At 72.8% G+C, this 24,109-nt stretch carries 23 protein-coding genes; 13 read left to right on the forward strand and 10 right to left on the reverse strand.

What is annotated here, in order from left to right; translation table 11 throughout:
* Window positions 1–127: 127 nt before the first annotated feature.
* A complete protein-coding gene (locus ACFXPK_RS25245; protein WP_385078867.1) occupies window positions 128–1,204 on the reverse strand; it encodes a glycosyltransferase in 1,077 nt (358 codons plus the stop codon).
* Window positions 1,201–1,980 carry a glycosyltransferase family 2 protein gene (locus tag ACFXPK_RS25250; RefSeq protein WP_384993315.1) on the reverse strand — a complete coding sequence of 260 codons (780 nt, stop codon included), beginning with the start codon at window positions 1,978–1,980 and terminating at the stop codon, window positions 1,201–1,203. The genes ACFXPK_RS25245 and ACFXPK_RS25250 overlap by 4 nt, the downstream gene beginning before the upstream one ends.
* Before the next feature lie 748 nt (window positions 1,981–2,728).
* Here ACFXPK_RS25250 and ACFXPK_RS25255 point away from each other — a divergent pair.
* Together ACFXPK_RS25255 and ACFXPK_RS25260 are read left to right on the forward strand one after the other, a co-directional pair.
* Window positions 2,729–3,538: an SGNH/GDSL hydrolase family protein gene (locus ACFXPK_RS25255; RefSeq protein WP_384993245.1), complete on the forward strand. Its 810-nt coding sequence runs from the start codon at window positions 2,729–2,731 to the stop codon at window positions 3,536–3,538.
* 175 nt (window positions 3,539–3,713) lie between these two features.
* Window positions 3,714–3,977 carry a hypothetical protein gene (locus ACFXPK_RS25260; RefSeq protein WP_384993247.1) on the forward strand — a complete coding sequence of 88 codons (264 nt, stop codon included), beginning with the start codon at window positions 3,714–3,716 and terminating at the stop codon, window positions 3,975–3,977.
* Between the two features lie 210 nt (window positions 3,978–4,187).
* On the opposite strand, the gene ACFXPK_RS25265 is transcribed toward ACFXPK_RS25260, so the two are convergent.
* Both ACFXPK_RS25265 and ACFXPK_RS25270 read right to left on the reverse strand, forming a co-directional pair.
* Window positions 4,188–4,970 (reverse strand): ABC transporter permease, encoded by a 783-nt coding sequence (locus ACFXPK_RS25265; RefSeq protein ID WP_384993251.1) that lies wholly within the window; start codon window positions 4,968–4,970, stop codon window positions 4,188–4,190.
* The gene (locus ACFXPK_RS25270) at window positions 4,967–6,013 is read right to left on the reverse strand and encodes an ATP-binding cassette domain-containing protein (protein WP_385078871.1); all 1,047 of its coding nucleotides are present in this window, start codon (window positions 6,011–6,013) and stop codon (window positions 4,967–4,969) included. The genes ACFXPK_RS25265 and ACFXPK_RS25270 overlap by 4 nt, the downstream gene beginning before the upstream one ends.
* Before the next feature lie 64 nt (window positions 6,014–6,077).
* On the opposite strand from ACFXPK_RS25270, the gene ACFXPK_RS25275 reads away from it, so the two are divergent.
* Entirely contained in the window at window positions 6,078–6,815 is a 738-nt protein-coding gene (locus ACFXPK_RS25275) for a TetR/AcrR family transcriptional regulator (RefSeq protein ID WP_384993257.1), read from the forward strand.
* Window positions 6,816–6,958: 143 nt separating this feature from the next.
* Here the strand turns inward: ACFXPK_RS25275 and ACFXPK_RS25280 are convergent, their stop codons facing one another.
* The 3 genes from ACFXPK_RS25280 to hmgA all read right to left on the reverse strand — a co-directional run bounded on the left by ACFXPK_RS25280 (window position 6,959) and on the right by hmgA (window position 10,384).
* Window positions 6,959–8,194, reverse strand: a complete 1,236-nt coding sequence (locus ACFXPK_RS25280) for a type ISP restriction/modification enzyme (RefSeq protein WP_385078873.1) — start codon at window positions 8,192–8,194, stop codon at window positions 6,959–6,961.
* Window positions 8,195–8,256: 62 nt separating this feature from the next.
* On the reverse strand, window positions 8,257–9,036 hold the full coding sequence (locus ACFXPK_RS25285) for a GntR family transcriptional regulator (protein WP_384993262.1): 780 nt from the start codon (window positions 9,034–9,036) through the stop codon (window positions 8,257–8,259).
* Between the two features lie 19 nt (window positions 9,037–9,055).
* On the reverse strand, window positions 9,056–10,384 hold the full coding sequence (gene hmgA, locus ACFXPK_RS25290; RefSeq protein WP_385078876.1) for a homogentisate 1,2-dioxygenase: 1,329 nt from the start codon (window positions 10,382–10,384) through the stop codon (window positions 9,056–9,058).
* Window positions 10,385–10,499: 115 nt separating this feature from the next.
* Here hmgA and ACFXPK_RS25295 point away from each other — a divergent pair, with 115 nt between their 5' ends.
* From ACFXPK_RS25295 to ACFXPK_RS25325, 7 genes are all read left to right on the forward strand, one after another.
* Window positions 10,500–11,189 (forward strand): TetR/AcrR family transcriptional regulator, encoded by a 690-nt coding sequence (locus ACFXPK_RS25295; protein WP_384993268.1) that lies wholly within the window; start codon window positions 10,500–10,502, stop codon window positions 11,187–11,189.
* Window positions 11,190–11,366: 177 nt separating this feature from the next.
* Complete coding sequence (locus tag ACFXPK_RS25300; protein WP_385078879.1) at window positions 11,367–13,691, forward strand: molybdopterin oxidoreductase family protein; 2,325 nt, start codon at window positions 11,367–11,369, stop codon at window positions 13,689–13,691.
* 149 nt (window positions 13,692–13,840) lie between these two features.
* Window positions 13,841–15,358: a CitMHS family transporter gene (locus ACFXPK_RS25305; RefSeq protein ID WP_385078882.1), complete on the forward strand. Its 1,518-nt coding sequence runs from the start codon at window positions 13,841–13,843 to the stop codon at window positions 15,356–15,358.
* Window positions 15,358–16,716, forward strand: a complete 1,359-nt coding sequence (locus ACFXPK_RS25310) for an MFS transporter (protein WP_385078885.1) — start codon at window positions 15,358–15,360, stop codon at window positions 16,714–16,716. Before ACFXPK_RS25305 ends, ACFXPK_RS25310 begins: the two co-directional genes overlap by 1 nt.
* Window positions 16,717–16,775: 59 nt before the next feature.
* Window positions 16,776–18,134, forward strand: a complete 1,359-nt coding sequence (locus tag ACFXPK_RS25315; RefSeq protein ID WP_384993278.1) for an ABC transporter ATP-binding protein — start codon at window positions 16,776–16,778, stop codon at window positions 18,132–18,134.
* Window positions 18,135–18,271: 137 nt separating this feature from the next.
* Window positions 18,272–19,684 (forward strand): aldehyde dehydrogenase family protein, encoded by a 1,413-nt coding sequence (locus ACFXPK_RS25320; RefSeq protein WP_385078889.1) that lies wholly within the window; start codon window positions 18,272–18,274, stop codon window positions 19,682–19,684.
* A 49-nt stretch (window positions 19,685–19,733) separates the two neighbouring features.
* Window positions 19,734–20,813, forward strand: coding sequence for a zinc-binding dehydrogenase (locus tag ACFXPK_RS25325; protein WP_384993284.1), 1,080 nt, complete (start codon window positions 19,734–19,736; stop codon window positions 20,811–20,813).
* Window positions 20,814–20,848: 35 nt separating this feature from the next.
* Here ACFXPK_RS25325 and ACFXPK_RS25330 read toward each other — a convergent pair whose 3' ends face one another.
* Both ACFXPK_RS25330 and ACFXPK_RS25335 read right to left on the reverse strand, forming a co-directional pair.
* Window positions 20,849–21,178, reverse strand: a complete 330-nt coding sequence (locus tag ACFXPK_RS25330; RefSeq protein ID WP_384993286.1) for a branched-chain amino acid transporter permease — start codon at window positions 21,176–21,178, stop codon at window positions 20,849–20,851.
* The gene (locus ACFXPK_RS25335; RefSeq protein ID WP_385078907.1) at window positions 21,171–21,803 is read right to left on the reverse strand and encodes an AzlC family ABC transporter permease; all 633 of its coding nucleotides are present in this window, start codon (window positions 21,801–21,803) and stop codon (window positions 21,171–21,173) included. The genes ACFXPK_RS25330 and ACFXPK_RS25335 overlap by 8 nt, the downstream gene beginning before the upstream one ends.
* Window positions 21,804–21,979: 176 nt before the next feature.
* On the opposite strand from ACFXPK_RS25335, the gene ACFXPK_RS25340 reads away from it, so the two are divergent.
* The 3 genes from ACFXPK_RS25340 to ACFXPK_RS25350 all read left to right on the forward strand — a co-directional run bounded on the left by ACFXPK_RS25340 (window position 21,980) and on the right by ACFXPK_RS25350 (window position 23,546).
* On the forward strand, window positions 21,980–22,447 hold the full coding sequence (locus ACFXPK_RS25340) for an Lrp/AsnC family transcriptional regulator (protein ID WP_385078893.1): 468 nt from the start codon (window positions 21,980–21,982) through the stop codon (window positions 22,445–22,447).
* 77 nt (window positions 22,448–22,524) lie between these two features.
* Window positions 22,525–22,812 (forward strand): YiaA/YiaB family inner membrane protein, encoded by a 288-nt coding sequence (locus ACFXPK_RS25345; protein ID WP_384993293.1) that lies wholly within the window; start codon window positions 22,525–22,527, stop codon window positions 22,810–22,812.
* 68 nt (window positions 22,813–22,880) lie between these two features.
* Window positions 22,881–23,546 (forward strand): TetR/AcrR family transcriptional regulator, encoded by a 666-nt coding sequence (locus ACFXPK_RS25350; RefSeq protein WP_385078897.1) that lies wholly within the window; start codon window positions 22,881–22,883, stop codon window positions 23,544–23,546.
* Here ACFXPK_RS25350 and ACFXPK_RS25355 read toward each other — a convergent pair.
* Entirely contained in the window at window positions 23,534–23,995 is a 462-nt protein-coding gene (locus ACFXPK_RS25355) for a MaoC family dehydratase (protein WP_384993298.1), read from the reverse strand. The genes ACFXPK_RS25350 and ACFXPK_RS25355 overlap by 13 nt on opposite strands.
* Window positions 23,996–24,109: the final 114 nt, after the last annotated feature.

Below are 24,109 nucleotides of genomic sequence, written 5' to 3' on the forward strand. Positions count from 1 at the left end.
TGTGCAAGGGTGAGCGCGCGGGCCCCCGCCCGCCGGGCGGCCCCGGGGCCGGGGGCCCCCCCCCCCCGGGGGCGGCCCGCCCCGGGGGGCCCGGGCGCGCGCCGCGCGGGGCCCCTTCCCTCCGTCGTCATACGGCCGCCTCCCACCGGCCGCGCGACCCCTCCCGCGCACCGGACGCGCCCCGCTCGATCGGTCCGGACGCGAACGCGACCTCCCCGCCCCGGGTACGGAAGCGGCCCACCAGATAGCCGACCGCCGCCAGCACCGTCCCCGCCACGATCGCCCCGGCGCGGCCCAGGCCGCCGGGCCGGCCCCGTACCGCGTCGCGCAGACCGCGCGCGACACCCGCCGGAAGCACACGGGTGGTGTAGCGGCGCTCGGACGCGAGCCCCTTGTCCGCCCCCACGCTCCGGGCGACCAGCGCCTTCGACAGCCCTTCCGCGTAGGTCCGCGTACGGAAGTAGCCGAACCGCTCGCGCGCCGCGGGGACCCGGTGGTGGATGACCGCGCGGTCGTCGATCAGCAGCACCGCGTCCGGTACGGCGTCGGTGAGCCGGATGCACAGCTCCGTCTCCTCGCAGCCGAGCGGGCGCCGGTCGCCGTCGCGCCCGATGCCCGTCGCGAACCCCCCTGCCGTGTCGAACGCGGTACGCCGGAACGACGCGTTGCCGCCGAGGACGTTGCGTACCCGCACCAGACCCTCCGGCAGCCCCCGGTACGTACAGCCGACGACCCAGTCGAACTCCTCGGGGAACCAGCCGGGTCTGCGCCCCGAGGCCCAGGCCGGCACCGTCCGGCCGCCCACGGCCAGGATCCGCGGATCGTCCCCGTACGCCTCGTCGAAGCGGCGCAGCCAGTCGCGTTCGGCGACCGCGTCGTCGTCGAGGAACGCCACGAACGCGCCGCGGGCGGCGGCGATCCCGGTGTTGCGGCCCGCGGAGAGACCGCGCGGGCCCGCGTTGGCGAGCACCCGCACCTCGCCGCGCGCGGCGCGCTCCGCGTACCGCTCGGTGAGCCGCGCCAGCAGGGCCGGGTTGTGGTCGACCACGAGCAGCGTCTCCAGGGCGGGCAGGGACTGCCCGGCCACCGAGTCGACCGCCGCGAGGATGTCCTCCCAGCGCTCCTCGGTGTAGACGCAGACGACCACCGTGAACGGCCGCTGACGCGGGGGCGTTCCCCCCCGGGGCGCCGTACGTCCGGTCACGACGCTTCCCCGCGCGGCCCCGCCGGGACGCTGATCCGCAAGGAGACCGGCCGGCGGCGGGTCGAACGGGGCACGCCCCGCTCGCGGAGGATGACCCTCAGGACGCGCAGACCGTCCCGTACGGCTCTGAGATTGCTCACCCCGTGGATCCGGTCGTACTCGTGGCTCGGTATCTCCTGCACCTTCAGCCCCGCCTTGACCACCCGGATGTTCATCAGGGTCTCGACCTCGAAGCCGGTGCAGTCGAGCGTGATCTCGTCCAGGCAGTGGCGCCAGAAGGCGTTGTAGCCGTAGCAGAGATCGGTGTAGCGGGCGCCGAACTTGGCGTTGACGACGGCGCAGAGCACCCGGTTGCCGAGCTTGCGGATCGCCGTCATGTCGTCCGTGCCGCCGCCGTTGGCGAACCGCGAGCCCTTGGCGAAGTCGGCGCCGGAGACCAGGGCCGACACATAGGAGACGATCTCCTGGCCGTCGGCCGAGCCGTCCGCGTCGACCATCACGATGATGTCGCCGGTGCACGCGGCGAACCCGCTGATCAGGGCGTCCCCCTTGCCCTTGCCGCGCTGCGCGACGACCTTCACGTCCGGCCGTAACGCGCGGGCGACCTCGACCGTGCCGTCGGTGGAGTCGCCGTCCACCAGGACGACTTCGTGGATCCACTCGGGCAGGGTCCGGAAGACGTACGGAAGGTTCCGCGCCTCGTTCATCGCCGGTATCACCACACTCACCGGCGGAGTGATCGCGAGATGCGAGGAGATCGCCCGGTACGGCAGCAGCCCCTGGCTCTGATGGTCGGTGGCCTGGTGGCCGGTGCTCTGGAGACCGGTGTTCTGAAGCCCGGTGCCCTGAAGCCCGGTGCCCTGAAGGCCGGTGATCTGATGGTCGGTCGTGCTCCGTGCCGGAAGATCCAGTGGATCGTCGCCCGGTATCGCCGGGCGCAGGAAAGCGCTCACGGGTCTTTTCCCTCTCGTCCGGTGGACCGCCCACCCCCGGGCGGTCCCGCAGTGTTTCCGGTTCGAAAGGGGGGTTCTCACCCCGCCATGACGGCCTGGCACGTGGCACATGGAACGTGCCACATGGAACGTGGAGCATGGAGCATGGAACGCCGTGCCGGCCGGGTGAGCTGTGGAGCTGGTCGCGCGGCACGCGACTCGGCAGCGCGGAACGCGGTCACCGAGCGCGGCACCCCCCTACCGCGCCCCGCCCCGGGAGCCATCGCGACGCTTGAGCCCTCCCCTGGAGCCGCTTGCATGATGGACCGATGCGGGTGGATGTACGACGGTATTGATGATTGGGACTGTATGGCAAGAGGTGGAACCTCGGCGCGCTTTTTTGCTTCTTTGGCCGTACTTAGTCGATCGCATCCGGAACCTCCCTGATCAGTTCCGCTCAATTCCGCATGTCTCGTGCGCAGATATCGATCCTGGAGAATCTCTCACCGAACGTTCTTGGCATGAACACTTCCGGTGAACTGTCGTCGCTGGTACGACAGTTGTGGCAGAAATCCTGCTAAGGAGAGGTTCTATGAAACTGGCCCGAATCACGGCATTCTCGTCCTCGCTCCTCCTTGGTGCGGTCCTCGCCCTCACCGGGGCATCGGCGGTCTCGGCCGCCGAGTCGGCGGCCGCCGTCGACTACGTCGCACTCGGCGACTCGTACTCCTCCGGGGTCGGCTCCGGTGGGTACGACAGCGCGAGCGGTAGCTGTAAGCGCACGCCGCGGGCGTATCCGGCGCTCTGGGCGGCGGCGCACGCGCCGGCCACCTTCGCGTTCACCGCGTGCGCGGGCGCTCGTACGGGTGATGTGACCGCGGGTCAGCTCGGACCGCTCAGCTCCGCCACCGATCTCGTCAGCATCTCCATCGGCGGCAACGACGCGGGATTCTCCGACGTCATGACGGTCTGCGTCCTCCAGTCGGAGAGCGCCTGCCTCAACCGGATCGCGCAGGCCCGCACGTTCGTCGAGTCCACCCTGCCCGGCAACCTCGACACGGTGTACACGGCGATCAGATCCAAGGCGCCGTCCGCCCGGGTCGTGGTCCTCGGCTATCCCCGCTTCTATCAGCTCAAGGGAACGTGCGTCGCCGGGCTCAGCGAGGCGAAGCGCACCGCCATCAACAACGCCTCCGACTTCCTCAACGACACCACCGCCAAGCGCGCCGCCGACCACGGCTTCACCTTCGCCGGGGTCTCCGGAGCCTTCACGGGGCACGAGATCTGCTCCAGCGCCTCCTGGCTGAACAGTCTGAACGTGCTCGACATCGGTGAGTCGTACCACCCCACGGCCGCCGGTCAGTCCCAGGGTTACCTGCCGGTCTTCACCTCGGCCGCATAGGTTCTTCACGCACGGGCGATCTGTCCAACTCGCCCTGAAATCGCATAGATCGGGCTGTGTACATTCCTCCCCGTACGAGTGTGGTTCCGCCCTGAGGCGGGATACACGGGTGTCCTGAAGGGGCGATAGGGTTAACCTGCCCGGACCGGGTGCCCTCGTACGGGTGGGGAGTGGAATGGAACAGATAACGATGCACAGCAGGGCGCGCATCCCTGCGCTCACCTGCGGGAGCAGCGCGAGCAGTTCGCGCCTCGACCGCCATCTCTCGGTGCTCGGCGGTCCCGCCGTCCCGCAGCGCGAGACGGTCGAGGCGACTTTGCTGATGCGCGAGTTGACCGCACGGGACAGGTCGGACACGCACCGGAGCAGGGGCGCGCGGGTCTCGCTCTTCGCGCCGCTGCGGCGGCTGCGGCGCACGCTTCTCGGCAGCCGCCGCTGACGGTTCGGCTCCGCGCGGCATCACGCGCTCGGATCGCCCGCACCCGTTCTGCGGGCCGGCCGAGCGCAGGCCGCCCCTCCGCGTCTTCTTCCCCGTCCCCTTCCGCGGCGGCCCGGCCGGTGAGTTCACTCCCCGACACCGGATCAGGCCGCCCGCGGTCCCCTCACCGTCATCGTCGCCGGACCGTACCGGCGGGCCGTCCGGGCCGCCTCACCCCCCGCCCCTGGCGTACCGCCGGACCGCGAGCGGTACGAACAGACCGAGCAGCACCAGCGACCACAGCAGCGATCCGGCCACCGGATGCGCGGTCGGCCAGGCGGCGTCCGCCGCGGGCGCCGCGTTCCCGCACAGGTCCCTGACCCCCGCGGCGACCGCGCTGATCGGGTTCCACTCCGCGGCCGTCCGCAGCCAGCCGGGCAGCCCCTCCGCCGGGATGTAGGCGTTCGACAGCAGCGGCAGGACGAAGGTCGCGGCGCCGAGCTGCCCCGCGATCTCCTCGTTGCGGACGAGCAGTCCGACATACGTGCCGATCCACGCGGTCGCGAAGCGGAAGAGCAGCAGCAGCCCCACGGCGCCGACCGCGCCGGTCACCCCGGTCTCGACCCGCCAGCCCACCGCGAGCCCCACCAGCAGCAGGGGCACGATCCCCACGAGCGTGGTGAGCAGATCGGCCAGGGTCTGTCCCAGCGGTACGGCGACCCGGCTCATCGGCAGCGACAGGAACCGGTCCGTGACACCGCGCTGCGCGTCGTGCGACGCCTGGAACATCCCGGTCATCAGGCCGCCGGCGGCCGTCGCCGCGAGCACTCCGGGCACCAGGTAGGCGCGGTACTGCTCGCCCGGCATCGCCAGCGCGCTGCCGAAGACGTAGCCGAAGAAGAGCAGCATGTTGATCGGCATGGTCTGGGTGAGGATCACCACGCCCGGCGCGTGCCTGATCCGCTGGAGGTGGCGCCCCAGGACGGCGCCGCTGTCGTACGCGAGTGTGCTCATGCGGCCTGCTCCTCGGAGTCGGAACTGTCTGCCGTGCGGTCGGCGCGCCCGTCGGGTCCGCTGTGGGCGGCGGGCCCCGTGCGGTCGGTCAGGCGCAGGAACACCTCGTCCAGCGTCGGCGGTCGCAGGCTCGCGTCGACCACCGGGACGCCCGCCGCGTCCAGTTCCCGGACGATCCGGGGCAGGGTCAGCGTGGGGTCGGTGCTCACGGCGCCGACGGCGCGGCGCTCCCGGTCGAAGACCGGCTCCGCGCCGGTCAGCCGATCGAGCACGCCCGCCGCCGCGAGGAGCGCCGACTCCACCGCGTCGCCCGTCACCACCTCGGAGAGGACGGCCTCCGCGTACGAGCCGATCCGCGCCTTGAGTTCGGCGGGGGTGCCGCTGTGGGCGGCCCTGCCCCGGTCGATCAGCACGATCTCGTCGGCGAGCCGGTCGGCCTCCTCCAGATACTGCGTGGTCAGCACCACGGTGGTGCCCTCGGCCGCGAGCGCGCGCACGGCGGCCCAGATCTGCCCCCGGCTGTGCGGGTCGAGCCCGGTGGTCGGCTCGTCCAGGAAGAGCACCCGGGGGCGGGTCAGCAGGCTGACGGCGAGGTCGAGGCGGCGCCGCATCCCGCCCGAGTAGGTCCGCGCCACCCGGCCCGCGGCGTCCGTCAGCTCGAAGCGTTCGAGCAGCTCGTCGGCGCGCGTCCGGCCCGCCGCGCCCCGGACGCCGAGCAGTCTCGCGAAGAGCCGCAGATTCTCCCGTCCCGTCAACTCGCCGTCGACGGAGGCGTACTGGCCGGTGACCCCGATCGCGCGCCGGACCGCGCCCGGCGCGCGCACGATGTCGTGTCCCGCCACCCGGGCGCTGCCGGCGTCCGGCGTGGTCAGGGTCGTGAGCACCCGTACGGCGGTGGTCTTGCCCGCGCCGTTCGGCCCGAGCACCCCGCAGACGGTGCCCTCGGCGACGGCCAGGTCCAGCCCGCGCAGGGCGGGCACGCCACCGGCGCCGCCGAAGCGCTTCTCCAGACCTTCACTAAGTACAGCGTACGTAGTTGTCATACGGGCCACCGTAGCGCACTACGTACGTTGTACGTAACTAGGATGGTGGGCGAGGTGATGATCCATGGCGGGGCGACCTGCTGAACCCGGAGTGATCTGGTCCCGCCCCGAGCGGGCCGGGCGTGGGCCGAAAGCGGCGTTCAGCCGCTCCGACATCGCGTCCGCCGCCGTCCGGATCGCGGACGCGGGCGGCATCGGCGCGGTGACCATGCGGCATGTGGCGGGCGAGCTGGGGTGCGGCACGATGTCGCTCTACAACTACATCCCGCGCAAGGAGGACCTGTACGAGCTGATGGTCGACGCGGTCGCGGGCGCCTACCCGCTGCCCGAGGAGCCGTCCGGCGACTGGCGCGCCGACCTGACCCATCTCGCCCACCGCGCGCGCCGGATGATGCGGGACCACCCCTGGATGGCCGGACTGATGTCGAGCGCCTACGGGTTCAGCCCGAACGTGATCAGCTTCCTGGAGTACAGCCTGCGCTGCCTGGACGCGCTCGACCTCTCCTACGGCGAGAAGATGGAGCTGGTCGCGATGGTCAACGGGGTGGTGACCACGTACGTGGCCAACGAGCTGCACACCGCCGAGCGGGTGCGGTCACTGCCCTGGTCCGTGGAGCGCGAACACGAGGTGCGGATCGCGTACATGGCGAGCGAGCTGTCCACGGGCCGCTACCCGCGGCTGTCGGCGGCGCTCGCGGAGGACTCGGGCCCCGTCGACCTGGACGCGGTCTTCGACCGGGCGCTGAGCCGGGTGCTGGACTCGTTCGTACCGTCGGAGCGGCGGAGCGGCCGGTCCTCCTGAGGCGGCAGGCCCCTTACGGGCCGGTCACGCCCGCTTGAAAGCTCAGGCGTCTGAAAGCTCAGGCGCCTGAGAGGTCACGCGCCTGAGAGCTCAGGCGTCTGAGAGGTCACGTCCGCCGCGGGTCCGGCCGGTCCGGACACCGCCTAGACCAGGGCGAACTGCCCTTCCGGGCCCTCCTCGTGGTGGTCGAGCACCGATGCCGGGCGGCGGGCCGCCGCCCGGACCGGCAGGACACCGGCCGTACGCAGCTCGGCCCGGCCGACGGTCGCTCCGGCCCCGGCTTCGGCGAGCAGCTTCCGCTGGAGCGGCCGTACCTCCGCGAGCAGCGCCAGGACCGTGATCAGCTCCAGCAGCTCCGAGGTCCACTCCCGGGGCCAGCCGGCCGGCCGGATCGCCTCCAGCGTGCCCGGCTCCGGCGGCTCCGTCGGGCGGGCGCGGCGCTCGAACCACAGCTCCAGCATCCGTACCCCGCCGACCGTGAACTCCCACGCCCCGGCCGGTACGGGCGAGATGCGCCCGGTGCCGACGCACAGCGTCTCCTCCGCCGCGTCGTACGCCAGGGACCCGGGCCGGTCCGGCACGGCGGCGCGCACGTACGGGCGGCGCCCGCCGGGCAGCCGCGGGCGTTCGCCGCCGTGCGCCCCGCGGAGCTGGATCCCGGTCATCCGCCGCCCCAGCTCCACCCCCGAGGCCCAGACCCCGGGGTCGGCCGTGAGCGGCACCACGGTCCCGGCGGGGGAGGGGACGGCGGCGGCCACGGCCCACGCCAGGACGTCCTCGGCGCCGACCTCCCGGCCGAGGCGGGCGGTCAGCAGCTCCGTCAGCCCGGGGGCGAGGTTGGGCTCCCGGCCACCGGGGCGCCGGTAGAGCGGCCGGATCCGGCCCGGCCGTCCCGCGGGCGCGTGGCCGTCCGGGAGCACGGCGCTGACCAGCAGCGCGGGCCCCGCCCCGGCCTGCGGTACATACCCCTGCTCCACGGCGAAGAGCTGCCGGGCGTCGGCGACCCGCCACAGCTCGGGGCGCGCCGCGTCGATCAGCCGGTGGTCGGGGATCAGCCACTGTTCGTCGAACGGCCCGTGCGCCACCCGCAGCGGCTCCGGGCAGCGCCCCGTCTCCCGCGCGAACCGCCCCGTGCCCGTGGCCTGTCCGGGCAGCGCCGCGACCGCGCTGCGCGGGGTACGGGACCGGGTCACCCCGAACAGCGCCTCGCGCTCGGCGTCCCCGGCCCGTACGAGCCGGTCCCAGCGGGCCGTCAGCGAACCGGCGTCCGGCGCGAGCACCCACGGCCGCCCGAGCCGCAGCGGCGGCGTCGACCACGGCATCAGCTCGCCGAGCGGCGGGGCATCCCCGAACGTCGCGTCGGACCGCGTCGCAGCCATCCCGGACACCCTCCCCGTCGCCCTCTCTCCGTGCGCCGTCGGCGAAAGCCTAACGGCCCGGGTCAGCGCTCCGGCGGTTCACCCGTCGCACCGGTGTCCGTCTCCACGGTGACCGAGAAGGAGAACCGGTCGCCCCGGTAGCGGATCCTGGCCACGTCCACCACCCGGCCGGTCCCGTCGTACGTCACCCCCGTGTAGTGCAGGATCGGGCTCAGCAGCGGCACCCCCAGCAGCTCCGCCGTGGCCGGGTCCGCCAGCCGGGCCTCCACCGTGTCGGTGATCCTGCTGATCCGTATCCCCCGGGTGTCGCGCAGCACCTTCGTCATCGGCCAGCGCTCCAGATCCGCGACGTCGATCCCCGCCGCGACCTCCGGACGCACCGCGTTCTCCGCCCAGTTGACCGGCTCGCCGCTCTCGCCGTCGCGGCGCAGCCTGCGGTACGCGACCACCTCGTCCAAGCCGGGGAAGTACTCGGCGATTTCGCCGGGGACCGGGACCGGGCCGTGGTCCAGGACCGTGGTCAGCTCGCCCGACTGCTGCGCCACGATCGCGTCGACCGAGCCGAGGACCCGGCGCGGGGCGCCGCGCCGCGCCCCCGGCTCGATGAAGGTGCCGCGCCGCCGGTGGCGGCTGATCAGCCCCTCGCCCTCCAGCTCCTTGAGCGCCTGGCGCATGGTCAGCACGCTCACGCCGTAGTGCGCGGCGAGCTGCTCCTCGGTGGGCAGCCGCAGCGGATCGTGCGGACGGCGGCCCAGTATCGAGGCGCGCAGGGACTGCGAGACCTGGTACCAGAGCGGCAGCTTGCGGTTCAGGACCAGCGAGTCGGGGGCGAAGGCGGTCACCGGTTACTCCCAGGACGAGTCAGGGCCTGAAGTGGCGCTCAAGACCCTGCCACACCTCGTCGTACCCCCGCTGGAGATGGGCCGCCCCGGCCGCCTGCCCGGAGAGCGTCACCGGCCAGCGGGTCTCGAACATGAACGCCAGACCGTCGTCGATCTTCTGCGGGCGCAGTTCGGCGGCGCTCGCCCGCTCGAAGGTCTCCCGGTCCGGGCCGTGCGCCGACATCATGTTGTGCAGCGAGCCGCCGCCGGGCACGAATCCGCCCTCGCCGGCGGTCTTCGCGTCGTACGCGCCCTCGATCAGCCCCATGTACTCGCTCATCACATTGCGGTGGAAGTACGGCGGCCGGAACGTGTCCTCCCCGACCAGCCAGCGCGGCGCGAAGACCACGAAGTCGACGCCCGCGAGCCCCGGGGTGTCCGAGGGCGAGGTCAGCACGGTGAAGATCGACGGGTCGGGGTGGTCGTAGCTGATGGACCCGATCACATTGAAGCGGCGCAGGTCGTAGACGTACGGCACATGGTTGCCGTGCCAGGCGACGACATCGAGCGGTGAGTGGTCGTAGGTGGCCGACCAGAGGTTCCCGCAGTACTTGTTGATCACCTGGGTCGGCCGCTCGACGTCCTCGTACGCGGCCACGGGAGCGAGGAAGTCCCGTGCGTTGGCGAGGCCGTTGGCCCCGATCGGGCCGAGGTCGGGGAGGACGAACGGCCGCCCGTAGTTCTCGCAGACGTACCCGCGCGCCGTGTCGTCCAGCGGCTCGACCCGGAACCGCACCCCGCGCGGGATCAGCGCCACCTCGCCGGGGCGGGCGGCGAGCAGCCCGAACTCCGTACGGAGCAGCAGTCCGCCGCGCTCGGGGACGATCAGCAGCTCGCCGTCCGCGTCGCTGAACACCCGGTCCGTCATGGGGGCGTTGGCGTGGTACAGATGCACCGCCATCCCCGAGCGCCGCCCCGCGTCGCCGTTGCCGCCCAGCGTCCACAGTCCGGCCAGGAAGTCGGTGCCCGGCGGCGGTTCGGGCAGCGGGTTCCAGCGCAGCCGGTTGGGGTCGGGCACCGACTCCGTGAACGGCGCGCCGCGCACCGCGCCGCTGTCGATCCGTACGAACGGCGGATGCGCCGCCGAGGGGCGGATGCGGTAGAGCCACGAACGGCGGTTGTGGGCCCGGGGTTCGGTGAAGGCGCTGCCGCTGAGCTGCTCCGCGTAGAGCCCGAGCGGCGCGCGCTGCGGCGCGTTGCGGCCGATCGGCAGCGCCCCGGGCACCGCCTCGGAACTGTGCTCGTTGCCGAAGCCGGGCGAGTGGCCGAGGTCCGTGGCCGCCTTCCGTGCCCGCTCGATGCCGCTCATCGTCCGCTCCCAGGTCGAGGGGTCCGGGGCCTCACGAACCCCGGATTCAATCCTATGGTCAACCGTAGGATTGAGCCCGGAGCACGTCAACGGGGCCGCGCGGCATCATGGAGCCGTGTCACGCGACCGTACGAACCCACATCCCGCCACCGTCCCCGCGGCGGACGGCGACGACGCCGGTTTACGCCGGGTCCCCGTCCAGCGCCGGAGCACCGAACGGCTCGCCCGGATCCTCGACGCCTGCGCCGTGCTCCTCGACGAGACCGGGTACGAACAGCTCTCCACCCGCGCCGTCGCCGCCCGCGCGGGCGTCCCCATCGGCTCCGTCTACCGCTTCTTCGGCAACAAGCGGGACATGGCGGACGCCCTGGCCCGCCGCAACCTGGACCGCTACGCCACCCACATCGCCGACCGCCTCGCCCGGCTCGACGCGGGGGACTGGCGCGGGGCGGTCGACGCGCTCCTCGACGAGTACCTGGCCATGAAGCGCACCGTGCCCGGCTTCTCCCTCGTCGACTTCGGCGCCCAGCTCCCACTCGGCGGCCACCGCCCCGCGTCCGCCCCCGGCCGCGACGACCCCGACTCCGACCCCAACCACCGGGTCGCCCGCCGCCTCACCGGACTGCTCGCCGCGCATGTCGGCCGCGCCCCGGACGCGGCGCTGCACCGTACGGTCCTGGTCGCCGTCGAGGCCACCGACGCGCTCCTCCAGCTCGCCTTCCGTACGGACGCGGCGGGCGAGCCGGGGATCGTCGCGGAGACCCGGGAGCTGCTGCGCGGCTATCTCGCGAGGACGCTCGACTGAACGGGCCGCCCCCCCCCGGCCGGAACGGGCCGCCCCCCGGCCGGAACGGGCCGTACCGCCGCCGCGGGAGACGTTCCGCGCGACCCCTTCCGCCATCCGTACCGGTCGGTATGCTCGGGGGTGCGCCGTCCCGCCCGGCGCCGCCCGCGCGTCACCGCAGCCGCCCCCGGAGGACCCATGCCCCGTACGGCACCGCGCATCTGCCCCCTCTGCGAAGCCACCTGCGGACTGACCCTCACCATCGAGGGCACCACCGTCACCGGAGCGCGCGGCGACCGCGACGACATCTTCAGCCGGGGCTTCATCTGCCCCAAGGGCGCCTCCTTCGGCGAACTGGACGCCGACCCCGACCGGCTGCGCCTGCCCCTCGTCCGCTCCTACGGCCCCGACGGCGCGCGCGGCGCCCTGCGGGAGGCGAGCTGGCAGGAGGCGTACGACCTGATCGCCGCCCGGCTACCGCCGATCGCCGCCGCGCACGGCCCGGAATCCGTCGGCGTCGTCCTCGGCAACCCCAACGTCCACACCATTGCCGGATCCCTCTACCCGCCGCTCCTGCTGGGCGCGCTGCGCACCCGTAACCTCTTCACCGCCAGCACCCTCGACCAGATGCCCAAGCACGTCTCCAGCGGACTGCTCTTCGGGGACCCGTTCGCCATCCCCGTACCCGACCTGGACCGTACGGACCACCTGCTGCTCCTGGGCGCCAACCCCCTGGAGTCCAACGGCAGCCTCTGCACCGCGCCCGACTTCCCCGGCCGGCTCAGGGCGCTGCGCGCGCGGGGCGGCACGCTCACCGTCGTCGACCCCCGCCGCACCAGGACCGCACTCCTCGCCGACCGGCACCTGGCCGTCCGCCCCGGCACCGACGCCCTGCTGCTCGCCGCCCTCGCCCGGGTCCTCTTCGAGGAGAAGCTCACCGACCCGGGACCGCTCGCGGAGCTGACCGAGGGAATGGACGATCTCCGGGAAGCCGTAAGGGACTTCACCCCGGAGGCCGTCGCCCCCGCCTGCGACCTGACCGCCGGGGAGATCCGGACGCTCGCCCGGGAGCTGGCCGCCGCGCCCACCGCCGCCGTCTACGGCCGGATCGGCAGCAGCGCCGTCGAATACGGCACCCTGGCGAGCTGGCTCGTCGACGTCCTGAACCTGCTCACCGGCAACCTCGACCGGCCCGGCGGCGCGCTCTTCCCCCTCTCCGCCACCGACCGCGCGCCCCGCCCGGCCGGGCCCGGCAAGGGGTTCGCGCTCGGCCGCTGGACCAGCAGGGTCGCCGGACATCCGGAGGCCAAGGGGGAGCTGCCCCTCGCCGCGCTCGCCGAGGAGATCGAGACCCCCGGGGAGGGCCGGATCCGCGCCGTGATCGCCCTCGCCGCCAACCCGGTGCTCTCCGCGCCCGACGGCGACCGGCTCGACCGGGCCCTGGCCGGGCTGGAGTTCATGGTCAGCGTCGACCCGTACCTCAACGAGACCTCACGCCACGCCGATGTCGTGCTGCCCCCGCCGCCACCGGCCAGGAGCGCCCACTTCGACTACGCCTTCAACGGCTTCGCCGTGCACAACCAGGTCCGCTACACCCGGGCCGCCGTCCCTCCGGAGAAGGGGCAGCCCGACGAGAGCGAGATCCACGCCCGGCTGATCCTCGCGGTGAGCGGGGCGCACGGCGCCGACCCCGCCACCGTGGACGATCTGGCGATCGGCCGCGAGCTGGCCAGGGCCGTCGCCGACCCGCACACACCGGTCCACGGCCGCGACCCCCGCGAGCTGGCCGCCCTCCTCACCGGGGAGAGCGGCCCGGAGCGCCGGCTCGACCTGCGGCTGCGCCTCGGCCCGTACGGGGACGGCTTCCGCACCGGTACGGCGGACACCGGCGGCGCGGCGGAACCGGTCGGCCACACGCCGGCGCCGGACGCCGGGGGCCCCGGGCTCAGCCTGGCGCGGCTGCTGGAGCACCCCCACGGCATCGACCTCGGCCCGCTGCGCCCGCGCCTGCCGGGCCCGCTGCGCACCCGCAGCGGACGGATCGAACTGCTCCCCGCGCCGATCGCCGCCGATCTGCCCCGGCTGCGCGCCGCCCTCGCCGACCGGCCCGCCGGGCTCGTCCTGGTCGGACGGCGCCATCTGCGCTCCAACAACAGCTGGCTGCACAACGTCCTCGCCCTCAACGGCGGTTCCAACCGCTGCACCCTCCAGATCCACCCCGAGGACGCCGCCAGGATCGGCCTCCAGGACGGCGCCCTCGCCCGGGTCACCGCCGACGGCGGGGCGCTGGAGGCGCCGGTGGAGATCACCGACGCCGTACGGACCGGTGTGGTGAGCCTGCCGCACGGCTGGGGTCACGACCGTCCCGGAACCCGGACCTCCGTGGCGAGCGCACGGCCCGGTGTCAACGTCAACCAACTGCTCGACGGCTCCCGCCTCGACCCGCTCTCCGGGACGGCCGTACTCAACGGATTCCCCGTCGAACTGGCGCCCGCGACGCCCGCCCCGACGGGTCGGAACTGACCGCCGACTCCTGCCACCCCCGCCGTGACCTGGGGTTCTGCTCGTATTGCTCGCATGTCAACATCTTGTTAACGCGGAGAACGGCGCCCTAACGTCATCCGCACCGCCGCCCCCGGCGGCAGTTCAAAGGTGAACGTGAGGGGCCTCCCATGCTGACCATCCTCGGCTTCGTCATGATTGCCACCTTCCTGGTGCTGATCATGATGAAGAAGATGTCGCCGATCGCGGCACTGGTGCTCATACCAGCACTCTTCTGCGTCATAGTCGGACAGGGCGCGCAGTTGGGCGACTACGTCATCAAGGGCGTCGGCGACCTCGCGCCCACCGCCGCGATGCTGATGTTCGCCATCGTCTACTTCGGTGTGATGATCGATGTCGGCCTCTTCGACCCGATCGTCCGGGGCATCCTGAGGTTCTGCAAGGCGGACCCGATGCGGATCGTCGTCGGCACCGCGGTGCTCGCGTCGATCGTGTCGCTGGACGGTGACGGCTCGACCACCTTCATGATCACCGTCTCCGCGATGTACCCGCTGTACAAACGGCTCGGAATGAGCCGCGTCGTGATGACCGGCGTCGCCGCCACCGCCAACGGCGTGATGAACACCCTCCCCTGGGGCGGCCCGACGGCCCGCGCCGCCACCGCGCTCAAGGTGGACGCGGGCGACGTCTTCGTCCCGATGATCCCGGCGCTCGCCGTCGGACTGCTCTGCGTGCTGATCCTCGCCTACGTCCTCGGCCTCCGGGAGCGCAAGCGGCTGGGCGTGCTGACGCTGGACGAGGCGCTGAAGACGGACACGGTCACCGAGACACCGGACGGGACCTCCGGCACGAGGACCGAGCAGCTTCTCGTGAAGACCGGTGGCGGCGGCAACGGCACCAGCACCAGCACCGGCGCGGGCTCCGGCTCGGGATCCGGTACGGGGACGGGCACCGGCGGCGCCTCCGCGACCGGTACGCCCGGCGGCACCTCCGCGACCGGTACGCCCGGCGGCACCGACGAGACGGACGAGGCCGACGACGACGGCTTCCAGGGGCTCGACCCCCAGCGCGCCACCCTGCGGCCCAAGCTCTACTGGTTCAACGCCGGGCTGACCGCCGTGCTCCTCACCACCATGATCATGCAACTGATGCCGATCCCGGTGCTCTTCCTCCTCGGCGCGGCCCTCGCCCTCACGGTCAACTACCCCAACATGGCCGAGCAGAAGGCCCGTATCGCCGCCCACGCCGACAACGTCCTCAACGTCTCGGGCATGGTCTTCGCCGCCGCCGTCTTCACCGGCGTCCTCACCGGCACCGGCATGGTCCAGAACATGGCCGACTGGCTCGTCAGCGCCATCCCCGACGGCATGGGCCCGCACATGGCCATCGTCACCGGTGTGCTGAGCCTGCCGCTCACCTACTTCATGTCCAACGACGGCTTCTACTTCGGCGTCCTGCCCGTCCTCGCCGAGGCCGGCGCCGCGCACGGTGTCTCCCCGCTGGAGATCGCCCGCGCCTCCCTCGTCGGCCAGCCGCTGCACATGTCCTCCCCGCTCGTCCCCGCCGTCTACGTCCTCGTCGGCATGGCGAAGGTCGAGTTCGGCGACCACACCCGCTTCACCGTCAAATGGGCCGCCCTCACCGCGCTCGTCGTCCTCGCCGCCGGGGTAGTCTTCGGCATCATCTGATGACCAAGAAATCCGCACGTGAAGTGCCGCCCGGTGGGAGAAGCTGGCTCCTGCGCCTCGTCATCGCCTTCGGGTTCGCCCAGGCCGCGGTGTCGATGGCGCGGCCGGCCGTCTCCTACCGGGCGCTGTCGGTCGGCGCCGACGAACGCGCCATCGGTGTGATCACCGCCGTGTACGCGCTGCTGCCGCTCTTCGCCGCCGTACCCCTCGGCCGCAGGACCGACCACGGACGCTGCGTCCCGCTGCTCGTCGGCGGTGTCGTCCTCATCTCCACGGGGTGCGCCCTCAGCGGTCTCGCGGGCTCCCTCACCGAACTCGCCGCCTGGAGCGGGGTGATGGGCCTCGGTCACCTCTGCTTCGTCATCGGGGCACAGTCGATCGTCGCCCGCCGCAGCGCGCCCGCCGAACAGGACCGCAATTTCGGCCACTTCACCATCGGCGCCTCCCTCGGCCAGCTCGCGGGCCCCGCCGCGGCCGGTCTCGTCGTCTCCGGCCAGGGCGGCGCGATGGCCCGTACGAGCGCGCTGGCGCTGCTCGTCGCCGCCGCGGCGGCCGCGGTCTCCTTCACCGCGCTGTGGCGGGTCGAGGCCCGTACCCCCGTCGTGGCACGGGACCGGGCCGGCGGCCGGGTCCCCGTCCACCGGATCCTGCGCACCAGGGGCGTCCCCGCCGGGATCTTCATCAGCCTGGCCGTGCTCTCCGCCACCGACATCCTCACCGCCTATCTGCCGGTCGTCGGGGAGGAACGGGGCATCGCGCCCGCCGTCATCGGCGCCCTGCTCAGCCTGCGCGCCGCCGCCACCATCGCCTGTCGCCTGGTGATGCCCCCCATGCTGCGGCTCGTCGGCCGTAGGGTCCTGCTCACCGCCACCTGTCTGCTCGGCGGGCTGCTCTGCGCGGGGATCGCCCTGCCCGTACCGGTGTGGGGGCTCGCGCTGATGCTCGCCGCGCTCGGCTTCTGCCTGGGCGTCGGCCAGCCGCTGTCGATGACGACCGTCGTACGGGCCGCCCCCGACGGCGCCCGCTCCACCGCCCTCGCCCTGCGCCTCACCGGCAACCGCCTCGGGCAGGTCGCCGCACCGGCCTCCGCCGGTCTGGTCGCGGGCGTCGCGGGCACCGGCGCGCCGTTCCTGATGCTCGGCGCGCTGCTGGTGGGCGCCGCCGCCCTCGGACCGCGCAGACCGGACGCGGCGCGCGGCGGACAGGAGAGCGCACACGGCAGCCGACACGGAGGCGCCGGGGGCACCGGCGCGGGCGGGAGCGGGAGCCCCGGCGGGAGCGGCGGGGCGGGCGAAGGCGCGCACGGTCGTGGGAGTGCGGTGGAACCTTCGCGCGAATCATTCCCTGACCGCGCGTAGTCGGCTAACTTCAGGCGTTCGCAGCCCGCTCCACCTTCCTCTTCCGGGCGGAACCATTCATGACTCGCGCCATTTCCCTGCACAGCGTCAGCAAGGCATACGGACGGACGGCCCGCGCGGTCGACCGGTTCTCCCTCGATATCGCGCCCGGCGAGTTCCTGGTGCTCCTCGGCCCCTCCGGATGCGGTAAATCGACCGTGCTCCGTATGATCGCCGGTCTGGAGGACATCACCGACGGAGATCTGTTCCTCGACGGTGAATATGCCAATCACATGCCGCCGCGGGAACGCCGTATGGCCATGGTGTTCCAGAACTTCGCGCTCTATCCGTCGATGACCAACCGCGACAACATCGGATTTCCGCTCCGGCTGGAGAATCCGAACGAGGACCGCACCGCGCGTGTCGAGGCCACCGCCCGCATGCTCGGTATCGAGAGCGTCCTCGACCGCTATCCCAGCCAGCTCTCCGGTGGCGAGCGCCAGCGCGTCGCGATGGGCCGGGCCATCTCCCGTCGCCCCTCGGCCTTCCTGATGGACGAACCGCTCTCCAACCTCGACGCCAAACTCCGCAGCCATCTGCGCGCCGAGATAGCCCAGCTCACCGCGGAACTCGGCGTCACCACCGTCTACGTGACCCACGACCAGGCCGAGGCGATGTCCCTCGGGGACCGGGTGGCGGTGATGCGCGGCGGAGTGCTCCAGCAGGTCAGCGCGCCGCGCCAGGTGTACGCGCTGCCGGAGAACGTCTTCGTCGCCGCGTTCATCGGCACCCCGCGGATCAATCTGCTCCAGGCCGTCGTGCACGCGCCGCTCGACGGCCGGATGTCGATCGACCTCGGCCGTCAGCGGCTGCCGCTGCCCGAACCCCTCAGCTCCGACCACCAGTTGCTCCGTATCCAGCAGGGCCGGCAGATCATCGTCGGGCTGCGCTCCGAGGCGGCCAGGATCGCCCCGCCCAGCCAGGCACGCTCGGGCGAGGTCGCGCTGAGCGGCATCGTCGAGCACATGGAGTACCAGGGCCACGAGGCGCTCGTCCATCTCGACATCGGCTCCCGGCCCGCCGTGGTCTCCGATCTCGAATCGCCCCGCCCCAAGTCCGCCGCCCGCCGCCGCCGGAGCGGCCCCGGCCTGCTGGACCGGCTGCGCGGCCGGGCCTCGGGCGGCAACGGCTCCGGGCCCCGGGACGGAGGCGGTGTGGCCGTGGACGAGCAGCCGATCCGGCCGGAGCCCGCCGCGCACAGCCCCGAGCGCGCCTCCATCGCCGCGAGCGACCTGGTCGTCCGTACCGGCCCCGACATGCGGCTGCGTACGGGCGCGCAGGTGCCGCTCCTGGTCGACCTGGCGCACCTCTACGTCTTCGACGACTTCGGCCGGCGGATCTGTCCCGCCCCCAGGGATCAGCCCGGACTCGACGCCTGACGCGTTTGGGCCCGGCGGACGGCGGAAGACAAGAGGACAGAGAGAAGCAGAGAGAGCGGACGGACACCGGAGAAGCGCTCGGACACGGGGGACGCCTGGGACGGCGGCGCCCCGGGTCCCGGCGCGGAGGGATGGCGATGAAGGCGTACGACGGCATGTACATCGGCGGAGCGTGGCGGCCCGCGGCGGGGACCGACCGGATCACCGTCGTGAACCCGGCCGACGAGACGGAGATCGCCACCGTGCCCGCCGGTACGGCGCAGGACGTCGACGCCGCCGTGCGCGCCGCGCGGGCCGCCTTCCCCGGCTGGGCCGCGACCCCGCCCGCCGAGCGCGCGGCGCGTCTCACCGCCCTGCGCGACACGCTGCTGGCCCACCGGGAGGAGATCGCCGGGACCGTCACGGCCGAGCTGGGCGCGCCGGTCGGCTTCTCCCGGGCCGTGCAGGCCGGGGCGCCGATCAAGGTCACCGGTTCCTACGCGGAGCTGGCCGCCTCGTACCCCTTCGAGGAGACGATCGCCAACTCCACCGTGCTGCTGGAGCCCGTGGGGGTCGTCGGCGCCATCACCCCCTGGAACTACCCGCTGCACCAGATCGTCGCGAAGGTCGCCCCGGCGCTGGCCGCCGGATGCGCCATCGTCGTCAAGCCCGCCGAGGACACCCCGCTCACCGCCCGCCTCTTCGCCGACCTCGTACACAGGTCGGGGCTGCCCGCCGGTGTCTTCAACCTGGTCACCGGGGCCGGTCCGGTCGCGGGGCAGGCGCTCGCCGAGCACCCGGACGTCGATCTGGTCTCCTTCACCGGATCCACCGCCGTCGGCAGGCGGATCGGCGCCACCGCGGGCGGCGCCGTCAAACGGGTCGCCCTGGAGCTGGGCGGCAAGTCCGCCAATGTCATCCTGCCGAGCGCCGATCTCGCCAGGGCCGTCACCGTGGGCGTCGCCAACGTCATGTCCAACTCCGGCCAGACGTGCAGCGCCTGGACCCGGATGCTGGTCCACACCGACCGGTACGACGAGGCGGTCGAGCTGGCCGGGGAGGCCGCCGCCGGTCATGTGGCGGGCGACCCGCACGACAGCGCGAGCACGCTGGGACCGCTGGTCAGCCGCAAGCAGTTGGAGCGGGTACGGGGCTACATCGAGAAGGGCGTCGCGGACGGCGCCCGCCTCGTCACGGGCGGCCCGGACGCCCCGCACCCCACCGGCTACTACCTCGCCCCGACCGTTTTCGCCGATGTCACCCCGGGGATGGCCATCGCCCAGGAGGAGATCTTCGGCCCGGTCGTCTCGATCCTCCGGTACGAGGACGAGGAGGACGCCCTGCGCATCGCCAACGACACGGTCTACGGTCTGGCGGGCGCGGTCTGGGCGGCGGACGCGGCCGAGGCCACCGCCTTCGCCCGCCGGATGGACACCGGACAGGTCGACATCAACGGCGGGCGCTTCAACCCGCTCGCGCCCTTCGGCGGCTACAAGCAGTCGGGCGTCGGCCGGGAACTCGGTCCGCACGGCCTCGCCGAGTACCTCCAGACGAAGTCGCTCCAGTACTGACCCCGCCGGGGCACCACACCAGGATTCATCGAGCAGGGAGACAACACCCGTGGTCCGCGCCGCCGTTCTGCCCGCCGTCGGAGCCCCGCTGGAGATCGCGGAGATCGAGCTTCCCGAGCCCGGCCCCGGCCAGGTACGGGTCCGCCTCGCCGCCGCCGGGGTCTGCCACTCCGACCTCTCCCTCCGCAACGGCACGATGCGGGTCCCGCTGCCCGCCGTCCTCGGCCACGAGGGCGCCGGTACGGTCGTCTCCGCGGGCCCGGGGGTCACCCATGTCGCGCCCGGCGACCGTGTCGTACTCAACTGGGCGCCGTCCTGCGGGAGCTGCCCGCCGTGCGCGGACGGCGAGGTCTGGCTGTGCGAGAGCGCGCTCACCGGTACGGGCCGCGTCCACGCCCGTACGGCCGACGGCACGGAGCTGCACCCCGGCCTCAACGTCGGGGCGTTCGCCGAGGAGACCGTCGTCGCCGCGAACTGCGTCCTGCCGCTGCCCGGCTCCATCCCGCTCACGGACGCGGCGCTCCTCGGCTGCGCCGTCCTCACCGGGTACGGCGCCGTCCACCACGCGGCTCGGGTCCGCGCGGGCGAGTCGGTCGTCGTGTTCGGCGTCGGCGGAGTCGGCCTCGCGGTCCTCCAGTCGGCCAGGATCGCCGGGGCGGCCACGGTCGTCGCCGTCGACGTCTCCCCGGAGAAGGAGGCCCTGGCGCGCGCCGCCGGGGCCACCGCGTACCTCGTCGCGTCCGACACCACCGCCAAGGAGGTCCGCGGGCTGACCGGCGGGCGGGGCGCCGACGTGGCCGTCGAGTGCGTCGGCCGCGCCACGACCATCCGTACCGCCTGGGAGTCCACCCGGCGCGGCGGCCGGACGACGGTCGTCGGCATCGGCGGGAAGGACCAGCGGGTCACCTTCCACGCGCTGGAACTCTTCCACTGGGGCCGCACCCTCGCCGGATGCGTCTACGGCAACAGCGACCCGGCGCGCGACCTGCCGGTGATCGCCGGGCACATCAGGGAGGGGCGCTTCGACCTGGGCGCGCTGGTCACGGAGCGGATCGGACTGGAGGACATCCCGGACGCCTTCGCCACCATGCTCGCGGGCCGGGGAGGCCGCTCCCTGGTCGTCTTCTAGCGTCGTCCGCCCGCCGCGGGGCCGGTGCGCGCGCCTCAGCCGGCGAAGAGGGTGCCGGCCAGGACGACATGGGTCGCCGTGCCGCCGAGAATGCTCAGCAGCGCGTTACGGCGCCACAGGTGCAGGCCGACGGTGACGGCCAGGGCGGTGAGCGGGGCGAGCACGCGCGCTTCGGTCACCGGGAGGTCGCGCAGGCAGTAGGCGACCAGGATCACCATGACCCCGGCGGGCATCCGGGTGCTCAGGTACCGCACGGTGCCGCTGGCGCGCAGCGGGGCCGACGCCGCGAAGGGCAGGGCGCGCAGGGCCCAGGTGACCGCGGCGCTGACGAGGACCGCGGCGACGGCGTAGGCGGTGTCAGACACGGCGGGACCTCCGGACGGTGGCGAGGCGGCGGGCGAGGAGCCCGGCGGTGAAGAGCACGAAGGCGGCCAGGAGCATCTGGCCGGGGAGGAGCAGACGGGCCGCGACCGCGCTGAGGAGGGCCAGTACGGGGGTGGGCAGGTCGCGGCGTGAGGCGCGCAGCGCGTCCAGGGCGAGGACGGTGAAGAGCGCGGTCAGGGCGAAGTCCAGCCCGGTGACGCCGCCCGGGACGAGCGAGCCGAGCAGGGCTCCGGCCGTCGCGCCGCCGGCCCAGTACAGGTGCATGAAGAACTGCGTCCACAGGATGTGCGGGCCCGACCAGGTGCGGGACCGTTCCGTTCCGGTCAGCGCGTACGCCTCGTCGGTGAGCGCGAAGGTGCTGTACGTCCTGGCGAGGCGCCCCCGGACGCGGTGCAGGGGGAAGGAGAGGGCGTAGAAGACATGGCGGGCGTTGACCAGGAAGGCGGCCACCGCCACGGACGCCAGTGGGGCGGCGGCGCCCACCATGCCGATCAGCAGGAACTCGAACGACCCGCCGTATATCAGCGCCGCCGAGAGCCCGGCCCACCACCAGTCCAGCCCGGACCGGACGACGAGCGCCCCGAAGGCCAGCCCGAGCGGGACCATGCCGAGACCCACGGAGGCGGAGTCCCTGAGCGCGGCCCGGGCCTCCCCGCCCCGGCCCGAGGGGACCGGGGACGCGGTGTCGGTGGGGCCGGCCACGGCCTTCGCGGTTTCCATGGAGCAATTCTAGGAAATTCATCGCCTCATATGGTTGTGTGTTAATGCTCTAGAGTTTGCTTATGAGCAATAATGTGCGCCTGGATTCGATCGACCGTGAAATCTTGTTCCAGTTGCGCCGGGACGGGCGGCTGACCAACGTGGAGCTGGCGGGACGGGTCGGACTCACCCCGCCCCCGTGCCTGCGCCGGGTGAAGCGCCTGGAGGAAGCGGGGATCATCTCCGGGTACCGGGCCGTCGTGGACCCCGTGGCCCTGGGCCGCGGGCTCGAAGTCCTCGTCGACGTGGAGACACAGGCCCAGGACCGCGCCACGGTGCAGGAGTTCGAGGACACCGTGGCGGGCTACGAGGAGGTCGTCGAATTCCGCCGGATGTACGGCCGCCCCGACTACTTCCTCCGCGTCGCCGTCGAGGACCACGCGGCCTACGAGATGTTCCTCATCGAGAAGCTCGGCGGCCTGCCCGCGGTCCACCGCCTCCAGTCCCACCTCACGATGAAGGACATCGACACCGGGAACCCGGCGCGCTGACGCCCGGGGGCGCCTGAGTACCCGCCCTGAGTACCCGTACGGATGTGGCCCCCGCCACAGCGGCGGAAGCTGTGACCATGACCGACACGCCCGTCAAGCAGCAGATCAGCCCCGCCTACTACGTGCAGGCCGTCGCCTCCTTCGGCCTCGCGCTCGTGGCCATGACCGTCGGTATCGTCAAGCTCGACGCCAGCGCCTGGGTGCGGGGCTTCCTCGGTATCGCCGTCCTCTACCTCACCACCTCGGCGTTCACCCTCGCCAAGGTGATCAGGGACCGCCAGGAGGCCGGACAGCTCGTCAGCCGGGTCGACCAGGCCAGGCTGGAGAAGATCCTCGCCGAGCACGACCCCTTCCAGAAGCTCTAAGCGCTTGCTCACCGCCGGGGTATGGTGTGCGTCCTGTCGAATGGACGGCCGAACGGAAGGGGCGTGCGATGCGCACGGCGGAGCAGGCTGCGGACGGCGAGCACACGCCGTGGGGTGAGGTCACCCCTGAGGCGGCCAGGAAGCTGCTGGTCGCCGCCGTCGAGGCGTTCGCCGAGCGCGGCTACCACGCCACCACCACCCGCGACATCGCGGGCCGCGCGGGGATGAGCCCGGCGGCGCTCTACATCCACTACAAGACGAAGGAAGAACTGCTCCACCGCATCAGCCGGATCGGCCACGACAGCGCCCTGGAGCTGCTGACGGCCGCGGCGGACGGCGAGGGCACGGCGGCCCATCGCCTCTCCGAAGCCGTCCGCACCTTCGTCCGCTGGCACGCGGAACGGCACACCACGGCGCGCGTCGTCCAGTACGAGCTGGACGCCCTCGGCGCCGAGCACCGCGCGGAGATCGTCGAACTGCGGCGCAGCAGCAACGCGGCGATACGGCGGATCCTCGTCGACGGCGTACGGGACGGCGAGTTCGACGTCCCCGACGTGCCCGGCACGACGCTCGCGGTGCTCTCGCTCTGCATCGACGTGGCGCGCTGGTTCAACGCGGCGGGCCCCCGGACGCCCGACGAGGTCGGCGCGCTCTACGCCGACCTCGTCCTGCGCATGGTCTCCGTGCCGCCGGCCGGAGCGCCCGTCCGCCCGGCCGTGGCTCAGAAGAAGTAGCGCGACACGGACTCCGCCACACAGGCCGGCTTGTCGCCGCCCTCGCGCTCGACCGTGACGAGGGTGGTGATCTGGACGCCGCCGCCCGCCTCCGAGACGTCCTTCAGGACGGCCGTCGCCCGCAGCCGCGAGCCGACCGGCACGGGGGAGGGGAAACGGACCTTGTTCGTACCGTAGTTGATGCCCATCTTCACGTTCTCGACGCGGACGACCTGCGGTACGAGCACGGGCAGCAGCGACAGCGTCAGATAGCCGTGCGCGATCGTCGTCCCGAACGGGCCGGTCGCGGCGCGCTCCGGGTCCACGTGGATCCACTGGTGGTCGCCGGTCGCCTCGGCGAAGAGGTCGATCCGCTTCTGGTCGACCTCCAGCCAGTCGCTGTGCCCCAACTGCTCGCCGACCCCGGCGCGCAGCTCCTCGGCTGAGGTGAAGATCCTCGGCTCGGCCATGTCCCTGGTGCCGCCTCTCGAAGGAGTGGAAATCCGCGCCCGTCCATCTGTCCAAGCGCTTGCTCAGCATGAGCATGTGGCGCGGGCCCGCCGATGTCAACGAGGGCAGTAGGC

It is taken from the genome of Streptomyces sp. NPDC059142 (assembly GCF_042755665.1).
Taxonomy (GTDB): Bacteria; Actinomycetota; Actinomycetes; order Streptomycetales; family Streptomycetaceae; genus Streptomyces.